This window comes from Streptomyces sp. Y2F8-2, assembly GCF_014905555.1.
Classification (GTDB): domain Bacteria; phylum Actinomycetota; class Actinomycetes; order Streptomycetales; family Streptomycetaceae; genus Streptomyces; species Streptomyces cynarae.
Genome location: NZ_BNGS01000002.1, coordinates 913704 through 932508, shown reverse-complemented (window position 1 = coordinate 932508; position 18805 = coordinate 913704). Strand labels below are relative to the sequence as shown.

Genomic DNA, 18805 nt, shown 5'->3' with positions numbered 1-18805 from the left:
GTGCGAGCGAGCCGGGCTGCCTGTGGACAACTCCTGGCGTGCCCATGGTCATGGTTGTCCACAGGCCAACCGGAATTCCAAGAACCGCGAGATGGTCGCGGCATGACGAACCACGACGAAGCGGCCGGCCCCTCCGGCATCGGAGACATGCACGGATCCGCACACCACGGCGGCGAGCCCACCGCGTACACAGGACACGGCCGCCCGGCTGGAGGCCCGGCCGAAACCCAGGTCACGCTGCGCACCCCGGCCGAACTGGCCGACGCCCTGCCGTACCTGCTCGGGTACCGCCCGGAGGACAGCATCGTGCTGGTGGCACTGCACGACCGGGACGGGCGCGGGAGGTTCGGCGGGCGCGCACGGCTCGGCATCCCTGCCCAGCCCGGCGACTGGCCGTCCGCGGCACAGCAGTTGGCGCGCGGCCTGGTGACAGGGAGCGAGCGCAGAGGTGCCCGGCCGGAAAGCATGGTCGCCTATCTGGTCCAGGAACCGTCGAGCGGTGAGACCGGACGCGATGTCATGGAGCGCCTCCGGCCGCTGGCCCAGTCGCTGCGCACGGCCTGCGGCAGCCTCGACGCGCCGGTGGTGGAGGCCCTGTGCCTCTCCGACGGCCGCTTCTGGTCGTACGTGTGCCCCAGCCCCGGCTGCTGTCCCTCCGAGGGGCAGCCGCTGGGCCTGCCCGGCACCTCCGTCCTGGCCGCCGCCGCGACCTACGCGGGCCTTCAGGTGCGCGGCACGCTCAAGGAGTTCCGGGCGAGGCTCAGTCCCTGGGAGACGGCGGCCGCTCTCGATCAGGAAGCGGCGCTGGACGCCGCGAGCATGGCGCTCGTCCGGAGAATCCTGGACGACGGCACCCGCGACGGGGTCGCCGCCGAGACGCTCGCACTCGCCGAGCGGGTCATGGCACGGCTCGCCGCAGCCCCGCCGGCGTCCGCAGCCCCGGCGGCGGACCGGCGAGACGACGAGCTGCTCGGGCACGACGAGGCCGCGGCCCTGATCGTCGGCCTCCAGGACCGCATGACCCGCGACCGTGCGGCGGAGTGGATGGAGGGCGCGGAGGCCGCCGCGGCGCTGCGGCTGTGGCGCGCCCTGGCCCGTCGCTGTGTCGGCTCGTACGGCGAGCACGCCGCGGCGCCGCTGACGCTCGCCGGGTGGGTGGCCTGGTCGACCGGCGACGAGCTGGAGGCGCGGGAAGCCCTCGCCATGGCCCTGGGCGCGGACCCGGACTACCTCTTCGCCCGGCTCCTGCACCAGGCCTGCAACGAGGGCCTCGACCCGGAGACCGTCCGCCGCTGCCTGCGTGCGGAACGGGCGGGCCGCGAAGCGAAGCACGGGGCGCCCGCCACGATGCCGGATGACACGGCCGAGCTCTCGGCCGGTACCCCGCCTCCCGCCGCGTCCGGGGCGCCCACCCCGCGGCAGCCCTCCCGTGCCCCTGGCGCTCCCCGGCGGAGGCGCACGGTCCGCCCGGCGAGCGGCGGCAGCCGGCCGACCCGTGGTCCCGCCGAGGCGGCCAGGGCCCGTCATCGGCGTCCCGCCGACCTCCCACCTGGTGGCGAAGGGCAGCGGGCGACGGAGGAGACGACCGACCGGTCCGGTGCCCGCCGCCGTCCCGGCCGGTGTACGGAGGAGGGCGGCACATGAACCCGTCCTGCCGCGCGGCGTACCGCCGTTCGGTCGGCTTCCCCTCCCACGGGCGTGACCCCTGGCAGGCGCGATCCGTTCACCTGAGTGGCGGAACCCGTGCTCGGGTCGCGCCGCCGCACCGCTCACGACCCTCTCCGGAGCCGCCCACCCGGCTCCGGGCGCACCCCAGGCGTACCGAGCGCAGAGAAAGCCGCCCCATGCCCCTGCCCGCACCGTTCTCCGCCTCCGACGGCAACCGGCGTCCCCGCCACGGCCCCTCGGAGCCCCGGCCTTCCCGGGGCGCCCCACCGGCCGCGTCCAGGATGCCGGGCGGCACACCGGCACCCGTCCCGCCGCACGTCGACCGGCCCCGGGCATGCCCTCCGCCTCTGCCCGCTGCGCCGCGCCGAGTCGCCGACCTGCCGCCCGCCCACACCGCGCTGATCTGCGTCGCCCTGCCCGGCCTGGTGATCTCCACGGATCAGGGACAGCTGACGGGACAGGGCCTGGAGGGGTTCTACCGAGCGGGCCGGCGCGTGCTCTCCCGCTGCCAGGTGCGGGTGGCCGGACGGGAGCCGCTTCCCGTTCAGGCCCGCATGGTCGCGGCCGACCGGGCCCGCTTCGTGGGGACGGTGCACGCGTCCCCCGACGCGGGACCGGATCCGGACGTCGTCGTGGAGCGCGTTCGGTTCGCCGACGGCACCGAGCGGATCACCCTGCACAGCGCGGCCCCGCGCCCGCTGCGGCTGCCGTTGGAGGTGTCCCTCGGCACCGACTTCGCCGAACTGGGAGAGATCGCCTCGGGCAGTACCGGATCCGAAGTCCCCGCCACCGTCCATGATTCCGGGCTGCGCTGGTCCTGTCAGAAGGGCGACTGCGCGGTCACGGCCGCGCCGCCCCCCACGGACGCCCTCGCCTCGGCGGGGCTCCTGCGCTGGGAGCTGGAACTGCCGCCCGGCGGGACGCGGACCGTGGAACTGCGGCTGCGGCCGGACGGCGCGGCTCCGGTCAGAGCGGTGGGACACGGCGCGGCGAGCCCGCTCGCACAGGCGCGGGCCACCGGGGACGACCCCCGCGTCCAGCCGCTGCTGGACACCTGTGTCGAGGACCTCAGGGCCCTGCTGCTCCGGGACCCCGCGCACCCTTCCGACATCCAGCTGGCGGCCGGAGCGCCGTGGCGCTGCGGCCCGGCGCCCGCGGAATCCCTGGCGGCGGCCCGGATGACGCTGCCGCTCGGCACCCGGCTGGCCGCGGGCACGCTGCGGATCCTCGCCCGTACCCAGATCGGCGGCCCGGGCCTCCGCTCGGGCATGATCCCGGGGCCCCGCCGGGACGCGGGCGCGCATCTGCCACCGGGCTGCACGGGCACCGAGGCCACCCTGCTGTTCCCCGTGCTCCTCGCGGAAGCCTGGCGCTGGGGGCTTCCCGAGCAGGCGACGGAGGAGCTGCTGCCGGCGGCCGAGCACTGTCTGCGGTGGTTGCGCACCACCGTCGGTGACGGCGTCTACCTCCCCGACCCGCAGCCGACCGGGCCGCTGCGTTGCGAGACCCAGGCGTACGCCCACCGCGCCGCGGTGGTCGGCGCCGACCTGCTCGACGCATACGGGCGACCGGGCGGGGCCGAGCTGCGCGAATGGGCCGAGGAGCTGCGCGACGCGTTCTGCGAGGACTTCTGGATCGAGGACCGGTCGGGGGGCAGACCGGCGGCCGCCCGCATCCGCGACGGACGCCTCGTACCGCACCTCGGCGCGGGCGCCGCCCACCTCCTCGACACCGGGCTGCTCGGCTGCGGCACCCTGGCGCCCGGCCTGCTGGACAAGGTGCGCACCGAGCAGCTCGCGCGGTTGCTCGGCGGCCCCGCCATGGACTCCGGCTGGGGACTGCGCGGCCTGGCGGCCAGGGAGGCGGCGTACAACCCGTTCGGACACCGCGGAGGAGCGGTGCGCGTCCAGGAGACGGCAGTCGCCGTCGCGGGACTGGCCGCCGCCGGATACGAGAAGGAGGCGGGCGGCCTGCTCGGGGGGATGCTGACGGCGGCGGAGGCGTTCGGATACCGGCTGCCCGAGATGTTCGCCGGCGAGCCGAGGACGGAGGGGAGCGCGCCGCTTCCGCACCCGGCGGCCTGCCGGCCCGCCGCCACGGCGGCCGCCGCCGGGGTGCTGCTGCTCACCGCGCTCGTCGGAATCCGTCCCGACGCGCCCGCCGGGACGGTGACCCTGTGTCCGGTGCGCAGCGCCCCGCTCGGTGAGATCGTCCTGACCGGACTGAGGCTGGCCGGCGCCCCCTTCTCCGTGCGCGTGGGCCGGCTCGGCCTCGCCATGGTGGAGGAGGCCGCCGACGGGCTGCAGCTGGGGGTGTGATCTCGGATGACGTAGCGCGGCAGCACGGAGGCCGAGTGCCGATGAGACCTGTGTCGGACAGAAGTGGATCAGCCGCCGCGGTCGCGGAAGGGAGTGTTTATCGTCAGGCAGACGACTATGATCGCGGCATGCCCTACGACCCGTCAGCCTTCCCGCCCTTCGCCGTCACCGTGGATCTGGTCGTGCTGACCGTGCGCCGCCACGCCCTGTGTGCGCTGGCGGTGCGCAGGGGTGAGCCGCCCTTCCAGGGCCGGTGGGCACTGCCAGGCGGCTTCGTCCGGGCTGACGAGGACCTGGCGCAGGCCGCCGCACGCGAGCTGGCCGAGGAGACGGGGCTGCGGGCCCACGACCCGTCCGCGCCGGCTCAGGACAACGGCGCCCACCTTGAGCAGCTGGCCACGTACGGCGACCCGAAGCGCGATCCGCGGATGAGGGTGGTGAGCGTCGCCCATCTCGCGCTCGCCCCCGACCTGCCCGCGCCCCGGCCCGGCGGTGACGCCAGCAACGTACGCTGGGCGCCGGTCGAGGAGCTGCTGCAGCAGGGCGGGTACGGCCGCGCCGGCGAACCTGTGGCTCCGCTCGCCTTCGATCACGCGCAGATCCTCGCGGACGGTGTCGAGCGCGCTCGGTCCAAGATCGAGTACTCCTCGCTGGCCACTGCCTTCTGCCCTCCCGAGTTCACCGTCGGCGAGCTGCGCAGGGTCTACGAGGCCGTGTGGGGTGTGGCGCTCGATCCGCGCAACTTCCACCGCAAGGTGACGGGTACGCCCGGCTTCCTCGTCCCCACGGGCGGTACGACGACCCGCCAGGGCGGCCGCCCCGCACAGCTCTTCCGCGCGGGCGGCGCCACGCTGCTCAACCCGCCGATGCTGCGTCCTGAGGTCTGACCGGCGGCGTCACGGGGGTGAACGCGACCCACGACGGCTGCGGGAAGCCGGCCGCCGTCTGCGAGCTCCCCGGCGTCGTGGGTGTCGGTCGTGGACCTCCGGTCGCCGACACCAGCTCCGGACATATGTCCGATCGCGTTATGTCTGATCAATGGAAGAGCCTGTCTGTCCGCAAGGTTCCCGACAAATTGGGCATATCGCGCTATCTTGCTTCGAGTGATCCAGGCGATCGGATTGACCGGCACCCCCCGCAAGGACCTTCCGCCCGCCGTCGACGACGTGTCCTTCGAGGCTCACGCGGGCCATGTCACCGCGCTTCTGGGAGCCTCGGGTGCGGGCAAGACGACGGCGCTCCGGCTCATGCTCGAACTTCAATCGGGCCGCGGCATCACCTACTTCCGGGGCCGCCCGCTGCACCGCATCGCCCACCCCGCCCGTGAAGTGGGCGTGCTGCTCGGCGATGTCCCCGGTCATCCCGCGCGCACGGTCCGCGGGCAACTGCGCATGCTGTGCGCAGCCGCGGGCGTGCCGGCCCGGCGCGCCGACGAGGTCCTCGAGGCCGTGGGACTCGTCCGCCTGCGCGACGAGCGCCTGGGCAACCTCTCGCGCGGCATGGACCGTCGCCTGGGCCTCGCCTGCGCCCTGCTCGCCGACCCGCACGCGCTCGTCCTCGACGACCCCGCGGCCGGTCTCTCCGCCCGTGAGGGGCGCTGGCTGCACGGCGCCCTGCGCGCGCACGCCGCCCAGGGCGGCACCGTCCTGTTCACCACGGCCGACCCGAAGGAGGCGGCGCGCACCGCCGATCACGTCGTCACCCTCGACCGGGGCCGTCTCGTCGCCGACCAGCCGGCCGCGGACTTCGCCCGTACCCGGCTGCGCCCCCGCGTGGCCGTTCGCAGCCCGCACGCCGCCCGCCTGGGCGCCCTGCTCGCCAAGGAGGCCAGAACCGCGCAGCGTTCGGTGGAGATCGTGCAGGAGGACGGCAACCGGCTGTCGGTGTACGGCAGTACGTGTGCCGACATCGGCGAGGCCGCCTTCCGGCACGGCATTCTCGTTCACCAACTTGCCGACGAGATCGGTGACATGGGGCCGACCGTCGGTGTCGAGACCGCCGCGGCCCTGTCCGCCGGGACGCCCGAACCGGGCGACCTGCCCCCGCTGTCACCGCCCGTCGACGTCCGGTCCGTCCCGAGCCCGCTGCGTCCGCTGCGCTACGAACTGCGCCGTGCCGCCGGGATCGGCACCGGCTACGCCACCGCGGCCGCCGTCCTCGTCACCTCGGTTCTGCTCTCCGTCTTTCTCGCCCGGGCCGGGCACACTCCGCAGCACCGCCTGCTGGCCGCCTGGCCGCAACAGCTCCCGCTGCCGCCCGCGGCGCTCGGCGCCGGACTGCTGGGTGCCCACGCCTTCGGCGACGAGTTCCGACATCCCGCCCTGGCGGCGGCCCGCGGGACCGTCTCCCGCCGCCTGGGGCTGCTCGCCGCCAAACTCCTCGTCGCCGGGGCCACGGCGCTGGCCCTGGCCACCCTCGCCGCCGTCTGCGACCTGGTGTCGCTCCACATCCTCTACGGGCGGGAGGCCGCCCAGGTTCCCGCCGACTGGCTTCCGCTCGCGGCCAGTTGGTGCGGGCTGGTCGCAGGATGCGCCTGGGCCGGTGTGCTGGCCGCCGGTATCTTCCGGTCCACGACCGCGGGGCTCGCCGCCGTCCTCGCGGTGCCCGTCGTCGTCGTACCCCTGGTCGAGAAGGCGCTGGCGGGGCCGTCCGTGCGGACCGCGACGGGCCTCGCCGAGCGGATGCCCGCCCTGACGCTGCTGCGCTGGCCCTTCGGCGGGGACAGGTACCTGGCCGTGGCGGCGCGCATGATCGCCCAACCTGTGGGCGGGGCGCTGACCTTGTCCCTGTCCGCCCTGCTGTGCGCCTACCTGATCACAACCCTGCGCAGCAGAGTCCGATGACTACAGTCCGTGCCGATCCGGTCCCCCTGTGTCGCAACTCCCCTGAAAAGCGCCCATTTCTTTCCGATAAGGCGTCAATTGCGACGCTGTGAGCGATCACCCTTTCGTGTGCTTTTCACCAAAGACCTCAAGGGAGTTGGAGAGGGCGCCGACAAAGGATCCGTGAGTACCCTTGCGCACACCATGATGACCGCCGCCCGCTCAGCAGACTCCGGCCTGGCCGGACCGGGCGAACTCGACCGCTACCCCTACGCCGAGGCGCCCGCCGCCGACCGCGTCGGCGCCCCCTCGTGGGAGGGCGGGGAGCCGGAACTGGGCCGCGTCGGCCGACGCGCCGCGGGCAGCCGCGGACGCGGACTGCACGGCCAACTCGTCCAGCAGCTGGGCCAGATGATCGTCTCCGGGGACCTGGGTGCCGACCGCCCACTGGTGCCCGAGGAGATCGGGCAGCGTTTCGAGGTCTCCCGGACCGTGGTCCGTGAATCGCTGCGCGTCCTGGAGGCCAAGGGCCTGGTCAGCGCCCGCCCGAACGTCGGCACACGCGTACGCCCCGTCAGCGACTGGAACCTCCTGGACCCGGACATCATCGAGTGGCGTGCCTTCGGGCCGCAGCGCGACGACCAGCGCCGCGAGCTGAGCGAACTGCGCTGGACCATCGAGCCGCTCGCCGCGCGCCTGGCCGCCGGGCACGGGCGCGAGGAGGTGCAGCAGCGGCTCGGCGACATGGTCGAGATCATGGGCCACGCCATGGGGCAGGGCGACTCACTGACCTTCTCGCGTGCCGACGCGGAGTTCCACTCGCTGCTCATCCAGGTCGCCGGCAACCGCATGCTGGAGCACCTCTCGGGGATCGTCTCTGCCGCCCTCCAGGTCTCCGGCGGCCCGGTCACCGGGTGCGAGCGCCCGACCGAGACGGCACTGTCGCAGCACGCCCGCATCGTGGACGCCCTCGCCGCGGGTGACGGCGCGGCCGCCGAGGGCGCCATGCGGCAACTGCTCACCGTCCACCCCGAGGTCGAGCGCGTGGTGCCCGCGCCGCGCGAGCACTGACCGCACACCGTCGGCGATGCGACCAGGGGTGGGTGCCCGCATCGGGCGGCACCCGGCCGGCGCGGCCGCCGGCCGCGGAGAGCCGTACGCCCGCCGTCGGACTCCGTCGGATCCTCCCGGGACCCGGCGGAGCCCGACGGAGACCGGCGACCCCGCCCCGAGCCGGGGTGACTCAGCCGTCGGGGATCCGGCGCCGGTCTCGAGTGATCCGGTGGCGACCGGAGTCCTCGGAGCCGGCGGCGACGGATTCCCGGTGCCGGATACGGATTCCCTGTGTCAAACGCGGCTTCCGGGATACGCGGTGGTGGAGAACCGTCGACGGCCGAGCGTCGGCAGTGGCGTCGACCGATCACCTCTGCCCGTATCTGGACGTTTTTGAACGGTTACGGGGTGTGATCCGGGCCACGTAGATTGGGCGTAACGCTCTGCGGGGCTGCGCGATGACCTAAGAGGTGACAGCCGAGGAGGGAATACGGACGCCGTTCGCGGCGCTGTGCATCTTCCCGGCCCCCGCCCGCGCCGTCGGCCCATCCCCAAGCCGGCGGTCGGCTCCTGTCCGTTGTGGATGGGGCCGGAAGCCGTTTTCCAACGTTCCGAGAGGTTGTTCGTGTCGGCCAGCACATCCCGTACGCTCCCGCCGGAGATCGCCGAGTCCGTCTCTGTCATGGCTCTCATTGAGCGGGGAAAGGCTGAGGGGCAGATCGCCGGCGACGATGTGCGTCGGGCCTTCGAAGCTGACCAGATTCCGGCCACTCAGTGGAAGAACGTACTGCGCAGCCTCAACCAGATCCTCGAGGAAGAGGGTGTGACGCTGATGGTCAGTGCCGCAGAGCCCAAGCGCACCCGCAAGAGCGTCGCAGCGAAGAGTCCGGCCAAGCGCACCGCCACCAAGGCCGTCCCGGCGAAGGCGGTGACCACGAAGAAGGCCACCGCTCCCGCCGCCCCGGCGGTGCCGGTCGCCGACGATCCGGCTGAGGACGCGCCCGTCAAGAAGACCGCGGCCAAGAAGGCGGCGGCAGTGAAGAAGACGGTCGCGAAGAAGGCCGTCGCCAAGAAGACGGCGGCCAAGAAGACGACCGCCGCCAAGAAGGACGACGTCGAGCTGCTCGACGAGGACGTCCTCGAGGACACCCCCGTCAAGGCCGGCGAGGAGCCCGAGGGCGCGGAGAACGCAGGCTTCGTGCTCTCCGACGAGGACGAGGACGACGCGCCCGCGCAGCAGGTCGCCGCGGCCGGCGCCACCGCCGACCCGGTCAAGGACTACCTGAAGCAGATCGGCAAGGTCCCCCTGCTCAACGCCGAGCAGGAGGTCGAGCTCGCCAAGCGCATCGAGGCCGGCCTCTTCGCCGAGGACAAGCTGGCCAACGCCGACAAGCTCGCCCCCAAGCTCAAGCGTGAGCTCGAGATCATCGCGGAGGACGGCCGCCGCGCCAAGAACCACCTCCTGGAGGCCAACCTCCGTCTGGTGGTCTCCCTGGCCAAGCGCTACACAGGGCGCGGCATGCTCTTCCTGGACCTCATCCAGGAGGGCAACCTCGGTCTGATCCGCGCGGTCGAGAAGTTCGACTACACCAAGGGCTACAAGTTCTCCACGTACGCCACCTGGTGGATCCGTCAGGCGATCACCCGCGCCATGGCCGACCAGGCCCGCACCATCCGTATCCCGGTGCACATGGTCGAGGTCATCAACAAGCTCGCGCGCGTGCAGCGGCAGATGCTCCAGGACCTGGGCCGGGAGCCCACCCCGGAGGAGCTGGCCAAGGAGCTCGACATGACCCCGGAGAAGGTCATCGAGGTCCAGAAGTACGGCCGGGAGCCGATCTCGCTGCACACCCCGCTCGGCGAGGACGGCGACAGCGAGTTCGGTGACCTCATCGAGGACTCCGAGGCGGTCGTCCCGGCCGACGCGGTCAGCTTCACGCTGCTGCAGGAACAGCTGCACTCCGTGCTCGACACGCTCTCCGAGCGTGAGGCGGGCGTGGTCTCCATGCGTTTCGGTCTCACCGACGGTCAGCCGAAGACCCTCGACGAGATCGGCAAGGTGTACGGCGTCACCCGTGAGCGCATCCGCCAGATCGAGTCCAAGACGATGTCGAAGCTGCGTCACCCGTCGCGCTCGCAGGTACTGCGCGACTACCTCGACTAGCCCTCGGCCGTACGTCATCAGGGGCCGTCTCCTACGGGAGGCGGCCCCTTTGCGTGTGCGGGATGCGGCGAGCTGAATCACTGTGGGTGTTCTACGACCATCCGACAGTGAGGAGAGCGCATGCCTCGCCCCTACGTCCGATCCCTGGCGCTGGCGGCCGCAGCAGCCCTGATACAGCTGACGGCACCCGCGCCGGCGACGGCAGACAGCGTTGTCATCGGAGGGTCTCCGGTCGACATCTCACAGAGCCCGTGGACGGTCGCCCTGTCCAGCCGTGACCGGTTCGGAGGTACCCGGGCGGGGCAGTTCTGCGGAGGCGTGGTGGTGGGCCGCTCCATGGTCCTGACCGCCGCCCACTGTCTGAGCGCGGCCGTCCTCGGAGCGCCGCCCGGGCGGGTGCGGGATCTGAAGGTGATCGCGGATCGCACGGACCTCACGTCCAGCCAGGGCAAGGAGATCCCCGTGACGTCGACATGGGTCAATCCGCAGTACAACAGCTATACGAACACCGGGGACTTCGGTGTGCTCACCCTCGCCACCCCGCTGCCCGCCAGCTCGGTCATCCCCATGGCGCCCGCCGGGGATCCGGCCTATACGCCAGGCACGCCGGCGACGGTGTACGGCTGGGGGGACGTCACGGGGAATGCCACCTACACGAGCAGCCTGCGGGCCGCCAGCCTTCAGGTCCTGACGGATGTGACCTGTGAAAGGGCGTATCCGGGTGGTCTGGACGGCAGATACGTCGCGTCCTCCATGCTGTGCGCCGGAGCGCCCGAAGGCGGCCATGACGCCTGTCAGGGGGACAGTGGAGGGCCGCTGGTCGCCAATGGGCGCCTGATCGGGGTGGTGTCCTGGGGGAGCGGCTGTGGGCAGCCGGGGCGCCCTGGTGTCTACACACGGGTCTCGGAGGCCGTCAAGGCGCTGGGAGGCGGCCGCTGAGGGCGGCGCCACCGGGCGCAGCCTCGCGCCGCGGGAAAAGGCACGCCGGTGCGGGCTGTCGCCGGCACGGGGCGTGCGGTCGGTGCGCGTCACGAGGGCGCCGGCCCTTCGCGTCCTACGAGTACGGGCGGCCACTCCCCGGATGGGGTGGCCGCCCGTTCACCGGCGGCGCTGCCGGTGTCGGCTCGTCGGGGACGCGAAAGGTCAGCGTTCCTCTTCGGACGCGCTCGCGGGAACGGAGGTGAGCCGTTCCGTCTCGTCCTGTATCTCAGCGGCGATCTTCTTGAGTTCCGGCTCGAACTTGCGGCCGTGGTGGGCGCAGAAGAGCAGTTCTCCGCCGCTCAGGAGGACGACGCGCAGGTACGCCTGGGCGCCGCAACGGTCGCAGCGGTCAGCGGCCGTCAGCGGGCTCGCGGGGGTCAGAACAGTAGTCACGTCGCCTCTTCTCTAGCTCGACGAGCTGTCGTACCAGGGTCAACATCCAACCAGGCCGAAAACGTTCCCGCTCGCGGCTTCTCCTCGAAAAAATCTTTCCGAGCCGGCTGTCTGCTGCCGGTTGGCGGCGAATGTGCCGTATTACGTCTTTTGTGTCGTACGGGTTCGCGCTGTGTGTCGGTTGTCCGTCCTCCCGGCGGGTTGCCGGTTGTGGATGAGGACGTGCCCCGAGGCTAAATGGTTCATGCCTCGAAGGGAACGTGATATGTACTTCACCCCCACGAGGGATCGAACGTCCGTACGACTCTGGATTACTCTGAGGTGCCGACGAGGGATGCGTTACAACGGCTCTACCAGGCCTCGGTACCCTCGGAGCGGCGACCGAAGCCGACCCTCACCCCAGGGGGTCCCATCTGAAATTCAGCGAGGAGCGAACCGCGTGACCGCCGAGACGTCCGTGCCGTCCACTGCGCTGCTGACCGGAGCAGACCGGGACGGTTCCAACTACACCGCGCGGCACCTTCTCGTCCTCGAAGGCCTCGAGGCCGTGCGCAAGCGCCCCGGCATGTATATCGGCTCCACCGACAGCCGGGGCCTGATGCACTGCCTCTGGGAGATCATCGACAACTCCGTCGACGAGGCACTGGGCGGCTACTGCGACCACATCGAGGTGATCCTGCACGACGACGCCTCGGTGGAGGTACGGGACAACGGCCGGGGCATCCCGGTCGACGTCGAGCCCAAGACCCGCCTGTCCGGCGTCGAGGTCGTCATGACCAAGCTGCACGCCGGCGGCAAGTTCGGCGGTGGCTCCTACGCGGCGTCCGGCGGTCTGCACGGCGTCGGGGCGTCCGTGGTGAACGCCCTCTCCGCGCGTCTGGACGTCGAGGTCGACCGTGGCGGCCACACCCACCTGATCAGCTTCCGGCGCGGCGTGCCGGGCGTCTTCGCCGCCGACGGCCCGGACGCGAAGTTCGAGGCCAAGGGCGGCCTGCACAAGACCAAGAAGATCCCCAAGACCCGCACCGGCACGCGGGTGCGCTACTGGGCCGACCGCCAGATCTTCCTCAAGGACGCCAAGCTCTCCCTGGAGACGCTGCACCAGCGCGCCCGCCAGACCGCGTTCCTGGTACCCGGGCTCACCATCGTCGTCCGCGACGAATACGGGCTCGGAGAGGGCGGCAGCAAGGGCGAGGAGTCCTTCCGCTTCGACGGTGGCATCAGCGAGTTCTGCGAGTACCTGGCGAGCGACAAGCCGGTGTGCGACGTCCTCCGTTTCTCCGGACAGGGCACCTTCAAGGAGACGGTCCCCGTCCTCGACGACCACGGCCAGATGACGCCCACCGAGGTCACCCGGGAGCTCGGCGTCGACGTCGCGCTGCGCTGGGGCACCGGTTACGACACGACGCTCAGGTCGTTCGTGAACATCATCGCCACCCCCAAGGGCGGCACCCACGTCGCCGGCTTCGAGCAGGCCGTCACCCGGACGATGAACGAGGTCCTGCGCGCCAAGAAGATGCTGCGCGTCGCCGAGGACGACATCGTCAAGGACGACGCGCTCGAGGGGCTCACCGCGGTCGTCACGGTGCGTCTGGCCGAGCCGCAGTTCGAGGGGCAGACCAAGGAGGTCCTCGGGACGTCCGCGGCGCGCCGCATCGTGGCGAACGTGGTCTCCAAGGAGCTCAAGGCATTCCTGACGTCCACCAAGCGTGATGCCGCCCAGCAGGCCAGGGTCGTCCTGGAGAAGGCCGTCGCCGCCGCCCGCACGCGTATCGCGGCGCGCCAGCACAAGGACGCCCAGCGCCGCAAGACGGCCTTGGAGTCCTCCTCGCTGCCCGCCAAGCTCGCCGACTGCCGCAGCGACGACGTCGACCGCAGCGAGCTGTTCATCGTCGAGGGCGACTCCGCGCTCGGTACGGCGAAGCTCGCGCGGAACTCCGAGTTCCAGGCGCTCCTGCCGATCCGTGGCAAGATCCTGAACGTCCAGAAGTCGTCCGTCACGGACATGCTGAAGAACGCCGAGTGCGGAGCGATCATCCAGGTCATAGGAGCGGGGTCCGGCCGGACCTTCGACCTCGACGCGGCCCGCTACGGCAAGATCATCATGATGACCGACGCCGACGTGGACGGTTCCCACATCCGCACCCTGCTGCTGACCCTGTTCCACCGCTACATGCGGCCCATGGTCGAGGCGGGCCGGGTGTTCGCCGCGGTGCCGCCGCTGCACCGCATCGAGCTGATCCAGCCGAAGAAGGGCCAGGACAAGTACGTCTACACGTACTCGGACCGCGAACTGCGCGACAAGCTCCTGGAGTTCCAGAGCAAGGGCATCCGGTACAAGGACTCCATCCAGCGCTACAAGGGCCTCGGCGAGATGGACGCCGACCAGCTGGCCGAGACGACGATGGACCCGCGCCATCGCACCCTGCGCCGGATCAACCTCTCCGACCTGGAAGCCGCCGAACAGGTCTTCGACCTCCTGATGGGCAACGACGTGGCACCGCGCAAGGAGTTCATCTCCAGCTCCGCGGCGACACTGGACAGGTCCCGCATCGACGCGTAGCCGCTGCGGCGTCTGGGGCAAGTGGCCCGGCGGGCCGGGAGAGGCGCCTTCGCGTCCCTCCCGGCCGCATCCGTTTTCTGACCGGTGCCTGCCCGGGCTCTCCACCCCTGGGTGGAGCCGGGGCAGGCCCGAGGATCCACCCACCATCCACCCCGGCTCCGATCCACCGCCCCGCCGGCTTCCGTAGCGTCGAAGGCGTCGACGGCACCCGCCGCGACAGCGCCCTTCCTCGCCCACGGAGGCCACGATGTCCGGGCCCACCGACGCCCTGCTGATCACCGCCGCAGTCGTCCTGATCCTCGTGCGTCAGTTCCGAGCGCGCCGGATCTCGGCCGACCGCCGTTGGTGGGTCATGCCTGCCGTCCTGGCCTTCCTGGCCGTGCGCGAGCCCGACGTGCTCGACCCCCACCACCACGCCGAGTCCGCCCTCCTCATCGCGGCCGAGCTGCTCATCGGGCTGGCCACGGGCGCCGGTTGGGCCTGGACCACCCGCATATGGACCGAGCCGGACGGCACGGTCTGGAGCCGCGGCACCAAGGCAAGCGTCGCGGTGTGGATCGTCGGCATAGGCCTGCGCGTCGGTCTCTTCGCCATCGGCGCGGTCCTCGGCGTCCACCAGGACAGCTCCGCCCTGTTCCTCGCTCTCGCCGCCACCCTGCTGGTGCGCAGCGGGATCCTGGTCTGGCGGTCGCGTTCCCTCTCCACCGCCCAACTGCGGGGTCCGGCGTACGGTGACCGCGTGACCTCGCCCTCGAGGAAGGGGTCCATGTGACGGAGTACGTGTGGACACGCTGGCCCTCCCGAGAGGCCCTGTCCCGCGCCGGTGTCTCCGCCGCCCGGCGCGGGCTCGCCCGGATCGCACGGCTCGTCGCCCTCGGCATGCTCCTGTGGACGACGTTCACGGATGGCAGCCTGCGTTCGTGGGGCATCGCCGCGGCGGCGTTCGGAGTCCTGGTGTGCGCGGCAGGGGCGTGGGCCTTCTTCCGGGCCACCTTCCACCACCGGCTGTTGCCCTCGGTCGCCCTGCTCGTCGCGCTCCTCGGGATGGGTGCGACGGCGTACGTGGCGGATCTGCGCGTGCCCGCCATGGTCCTGTGGTGCGGCTGTGCCATCGGCGCCCTGGAGCGGCTGCCCCTCGCGGCCGCCGCACCCGCCGCCGGCCTCGGTCTGGGGGCGTACGCGGCCGCCACCGACGACGCCTGGCTGAACACGGCGGTCACCGTCGTCGGGATCGCGCTCGCCGGCTATGTCCTGCGCCTCGATGCCGAGGCACGCGGCAGCGCCCTGCGGCTGCTCGCCCAGGAGAGGGCCGCGCGGGCGGCCGAGGCGGAGTCGGCGGCCCTGGCGGAGCGGACGCGGATCGCACGGGAGATCCACGACGTACTGGCGCACAGCCTCTCGGCGCAGCTGGTGCATCTGGAGGCGGCCCGGTTGCTGATCGAGGCGGGGGCCGAACGGGAGACGATCCTGGAGCGGGTCGTGGCGGCGCGGGGGATGGCCCGGGACGGGCTTGCCGAGACCCGGCAGGCGCTCTCCGCGCTGCGCGGGGAGATGTCCCCGCTCGAGGACTTCCTCAGCGAGCTCGTCTCCGCGTCGGACGGTGCCGACATCACCTTCTCGGGTGAGCGTCGACCGCTGCCCGCCGAGGCCTCCCAGGCCGTCCGCAGGGTCGCTCAGGAGGCCCTGACCAACGTCCGCAAGCACGCTCCGGGCGCCAAGGTGCGCATACGGCTGGAGTACGCCGAGCACGAAGTGACGCTGGACGTCCGCGATTCGGGCGGTTCGCCGGGCGGGCTGGCCGGGTCGGGGGCCGGGTACGGTCTGCTGGGCATGCGGGAGCGTGCCGAGCTGCTGGGCGGCTCACTGCATGCAGGGGCCGGTGAGGAGGGATTCGTGGTGACGTTGAAGGTGCCCGTATGACGGGGGAGGAGAGCGCGGAGCCCGCCCGGGTGGTGGTGGCGGACGATCAGACGGTGGTGCGCGAGGGCATCGTGATGCTGCTCGGTCTGCTGCCCGGGATCGAGGTCGTCGGCGCCGCCGGGGACGGCGAGGAGGCGGTCCGGCTCGTCGCCGAGCTCGCCCCGGACGTGGTGCTGATGGACCTGCGCATGCCGCGCTGCGACGGCGTCGAGGCGACGCGGCGCATCCGTGCGGAGCACCCCGGAACCCAGGTCGTCGTGCTGACCACCTTCGGGGACGACGAGTCGCTGTTCCCGGCCATCAGAGCCGGGGCGCGTGGCTATCTCACCAAGGACGCGGGCGGCGACGAGATCGTACGGGCCGTGCGGAGCGTGCTGTCCGGGGAGGCGGGGCTGTCGCCGAGCATCCAACGGCGCCTGCTGGAGCGGCTGGCGGAGCCGGAGCGGGAACCCGTAGCGGCCTCCCGGCCGCCGGACGGGCTCACCGCACGGGAGACCGAGGTACTCGTACTGATCGCCGAGGGGCTGACCAACCAGGAGATCGCGCGCAGGCTGCACGTTTCCACGGCCACTGTGAAGACCCACATCAACAATCTCTTCGCCAAGACAGGGCTCAAGGACCGTGCGCGGGCGGTGGGTTACGCGTATGCGACGGGGCTGGTCCGGCCCCCCTCGCAGTGAGTCACCTGATGGGGTGAAGCGCGGGGAGAAGAAGGTCTGGGATCTTCCCGCTCTGTCCATGCTTGGGCATGAGGTCAAACCATGATCGTTCCCGCGGAGGCGGGGACGGTCCCGAGAGTTCGGTTGAGAAGTACCACGGCTGTGATCCGGCCTCGGCGGGCGCGGGAGCGGCCGGGCGGGCGGAGTACGACGACCCCTGGTACGACGCGCTGGCGTCCGGCTGGGGCGAGCTGGACGGGACGGGTGCCCCCGCCCCGGTCGTGCCCTCCGCGCGCCGGGAGGGCGAAGGCGCCGACCGCGTGGCCGACGTCTATCTGCAGGTGCAGCGCAGCGCGGCGTTCCGGGAGGTGCGCAGCCGGTACCGGAGGTTCGTGGTTCCGGGTCTTGTGGTCTTCTTCACCTGGTACGTGGGCTATGTGGTGACCGCACAGGCGGCTCCGGGGCTGATGGCGCGGCCGGTGGCGGGAGCCGTGAACGTGGCGATGCTGGCAGGGCTCGGGCAGTTCCTGACGACGTTCCTGTTGACGTGGGCGTACGCACGGCACGCGCGGTTGCGCAGGGACCGCGCCGCGCTCGATCTGCGCTGGGACACCCAGGAGTTGACTCGCCCGCTCAGGGGTGGCGAGCGGTGAGCGGTCACCATCAGATGCCGGCGCTGCTCCTGTTCGGCGTGTTCGTCGCGATCACCCTGGCGATCACCACCTGGGTGAGCCGTGACCGGCACGGATCGGCGGAGGAGTTCTACGCGGGCGGGCGGCTGTTCTCTCCGATGGAGAATGGTTTTGCCATCGCGGGCGACTACATGTCGGCGGCCTCCTTCCTCGGCGTCACGGGGCTCATCGCACTCTTCGGGTACGACGGGATTCTGTATGTGGTGGGCTTCCTCGTCGCCTGGCTGGTGGTGCTCTTCTTCGTCGCCGAACTGGTGCGCAACTGCGGGCGGTTCACGCTTGCCGACGTCGTCGCGGCACGGATGAGCGAGCGGAGGGTGCGGATCGCGGTGGGGACGTCCTCCGTGACGGTGTCCGTGCTGTACCTGGTGGCGCAGATGGTGGGCGCGGGCAGCCTCGTCGCGCTGCTCTTCGGGGGGACGAGCACGGCGGCGCGCGCCTGGACGGTGGTCGTCGTCGGCGCGCTCATGGTGATCTACGTGGCGCTGGGCGGAATGCGGGCCACCACCTGGATCCAGATCGTCAAGGCGGTCCTGCTGCTGGGCGGCACGGTCGCGCTGACCGCTGCGCTGCTGGCGCGGTTCCACGGGGACGTCGACGCGTTGCTCCGCACGGCGGCGGAGCGCAGCGGGCACGGGGACGCGTTCCTCGCCCCGGGGCTGAAGTACGGCGGGGACTGGACCGCCCGGATCGACTTCGTCAGCCTGGGCCTGGCGCTGGTGCTGGGCACTGCCGGGCTGCCGCACATCCTCTCCCGCTTCTACACCGTGCCGACCGCGCGTGCCGCCCGCCGTTCGGTCGTCTGGTCGGTCTGGCTCATCGGCGGTTTCTACCTGATGACGATCGTGCTGGGTTTCGGCGCGGCCGCCGTCGTCGGACCGGACGCCGTGCGCGCGTCGAACGAGGCCGGGAACACGGCGGTACCGCTGCTGGCGCAGCGACTGGGCGGCGGTGCGGACACCACCGGGGGGACGGTGCTGTTCGCCATGGTCGCCGCGATCGCCTTCGCCACGATCCTCGCCGTCGTCGCCGGCATCACCCTCGCCGCCTCGGCCGCCGTCGCCCACGACCTCTATCCCTCACTGCGGCGCCGTGGCCGCAAGGCCCGCAGCGAGGTCAAGGTGGCGCGGGCCGCCGCTGTCGGTGTCGGCGTGGTCGCGATCGCCCTCGGCCTGCTGGTCCGCGACCTCAATGTGGCGTTCCTGGTGGGACTCGCCTTCGCGGTCTCGGCGTCGGCGAACCTCCCGGTACTGATCTACACGCTCTTCTGGCGCGGCTTCACCACACGCGGGGCCGTCTGGGCGGTCTACGGCGGCCTCGTGCCCGCACTGGGGCTCGTGCTGCTGTCCCCGGTCGTCTCGGGAAGCCCCGGATCGCTGTTCCCGGCAGTCGACTTCCAGTACTTCCCCCTGCAGAACCCGGGCCTCGTCTCCGTCCCGCTCGGCTTCCTCGCGGGCTGGCTCGGCACGGTCACCTCGCCTGAGGGGCCGGACGAGACCAAGTACGCGGAGACCGAGGTGCGGTCACTGACGGGCGCCGGAGCGGTGTGATCGACGGGCGCCCCCGCCGACG

General features: G+C 71.9%; 14 protein-coding genes. 13 read left to right on the top strand and 1 reads right to left on the bottom strand.

All coding sequences use genetic code 11. The annotated features are described in order from the left end of the window. Positions 1-102 precede the first annotated feature (102 nt). From SY2F82_RS09530 to SY2F82_RS09500, 7 genes are all read left to right on the top strand, one after another. Complete coding sequence (locus SY2F82_RS09530; protein ID WP_200418518.1) at positions 103-1644, top strand: DUF4192 domain-containing protein; 1542 nt, start codon at positions 103-105, stop codon at positions 1642-1644. A gap of 200 nt (positions 1645-1844) precedes the next feature. Beyond that, positions 1845-3986, top strand: a complete 2142-nt coding sequence (locus tag SY2F82_RS09525; RefSeq protein ID WP_236041294.1) for a glycogen debranching N-terminal domain-containing protein — start codon at positions 1845-1847, stop codon at positions 3984-3986. 128 nt (positions 3987-4114) lie between these two features. Continuing rightward, on the top strand, positions 4115-4873 hold the full coding sequence (locus tag SY2F82_RS09520; protein WP_200418517.1) for an NUDIX domain-containing protein: 759 nt from the start codon (positions 4115-4117) through the stop codon (positions 4871-4873). A 216-nt stretch (positions 4874-5089) separates the two neighbouring features. Next, entirely contained in the window at positions 5090-6829 is a 1740-nt protein-coding gene (locus SY2F82_RS09515; protein ID WP_200418516.1) for an ATP-binding cassette domain-containing protein, read from the top strand. A gap of 162 nt (positions 6830-6991) precedes the next feature. Next, a complete protein-coding gene (locus tag SY2F82_RS09510) occupies positions 6992-7879 on the top strand; it encodes a FadR/GntR family transcriptional regulator (RefSeq protein ID WP_200418515.1) in 888 nt (295 codons plus the stop codon). 607 nt (positions 7880-8486) lie between these two features. After that, complete coding sequence (locus SY2F82_RS09505; RefSeq protein ID WP_268980376.1) at positions 8487-10025, top strand: RNA polymerase sigma factor; 1539 nt, start codon at positions 8487-8489, stop codon at positions 10023-10025. Positions 10026-10145: 120 nt separating this feature from the next. Further along, the gene (locus tag SY2F82_RS09500; RefSeq protein ID WP_200418513.1) at positions 10146-10964 is read left to right on the top strand and encodes a serine protease; all 819 of its coding nucleotides are present in this window, start codon (positions 10146-10148) and stop codon (positions 10962-10964) included. 204 nt (positions 10965-11168) lie between these two features. On the opposite strand, the gene SY2F82_RS09495 is transcribed toward SY2F82_RS09500, so the two are convergent. Further along, on the bottom strand, positions 11169-11399 hold the full coding sequence (locus SY2F82_RS09495) for a hypothetical protein (RefSeq protein ID WP_109495566.1): 231 nt from the start codon (positions 11397-11399) through the stop codon (positions 11169-11171). 439 nt (positions 11400-11838) lie between these two features. On the opposite strand from SY2F82_RS09495, the gene SY2F82_RS09490 reads away from it, so the two are divergent. The 6 genes from SY2F82_RS09490 (at position 11839) to SY2F82_RS09465 (ending at position 18783) form a co-directional block, all read left to right on the top strand. Further along, positions 11839-13962 (top strand): type IIA DNA topoisomerase subunit B, encoded by a 2124-nt coding sequence (locus SY2F82_RS09490; protein WP_200418512.1) that lies wholly within the window; start codon positions 11839-11841, stop codon positions 13960-13962. A 247-nt stretch (positions 13963-14209) separates the two neighbouring features. Then, entirely contained in the window at positions 14210-14734 is a 525-nt protein-coding gene (locus SY2F82_RS09485) for a CcdC protein domain-containing protein (protein WP_200418511.1), read from the top strand. Continuing rightward, positions 14731-15882, top strand: a complete 1152-nt coding sequence (locus SY2F82_RS09480) for a sensor histidine kinase (RefSeq protein ID WP_200418510.1) — start codon at positions 14731-14733, stop codon at positions 15880-15882. Before SY2F82_RS09485 ends, SY2F82_RS09480 begins: the two co-directional genes overlap by 4 nt. Continuing rightward, the gene (locus tag SY2F82_RS09475; protein WP_200418509.1) at positions 15879-16562 is read left to right on the top strand and encodes a response regulator transcription factor; all 684 of its coding nucleotides are present in this window, start codon (positions 15879-15881) and stop codon (positions 16560-16562) included. The genes SY2F82_RS09480 and SY2F82_RS09475 overlap by 4 nt, the downstream gene beginning before the upstream one ends. Positions 16563-16630: 68 nt before the next feature. Then, positions 16631-17194, top strand: coding sequence for a DUF485 domain-containing protein (locus SY2F82_RS09470; protein ID WP_200418508.1), 564 nt, complete (start codon positions 16631-16633; stop codon positions 17192-17194). Then, positions 17191-18783, top strand: a complete 1593-nt coding sequence (locus SY2F82_RS09465) for a cation acetate symporter (protein ID WP_200418507.1) — start codon at positions 17191-17193, stop codon at positions 18781-18783. Before SY2F82_RS09470 ends, SY2F82_RS09465 begins: the two co-directional genes overlap by 4 nt. Positions 18784-18805 lie beyond the last annotated feature (22 nt).